General features: G+C 53.0%; 1 pseudogene. It reads right to left on the reverse strand.

Annotation, left to right across the window (positions count from 1 at the left end):
- Window positions 1-266 (reverse strand): annotated as a pseudogene (locus ACYP03_RS26510) (flagellar biosynthesis protein FlhF); the annotation flags it as partial.

Raw genomic sequence — 266 nt, forward strand, 5'->3', positions numbered from 1 at the left:
GACCATAAGTCGCCAGCTGTTCATGTGCACCGATACGATAGGTATCTGTGGTGACCAATGCGATTTCATTCGGACCAAAGTCCATCGCCGCTCTGGCGGCCAGTTTGGCGATTGTTGTTGTTTTTCCTACACCGGTCGGCCCAAGCAGTGCGACCACGCCCCCGGTTTCGAGAATACAGTCATCTGTGGTAATGATCTGGTCGGCCAGCAGCTGAAGTAAGGATGACCAGGCCTTGTGCGGCTGGACATCTTCAGGAATATAACAA

The organism is Photobacterium sp. R1, assembly GCF_054600795.1.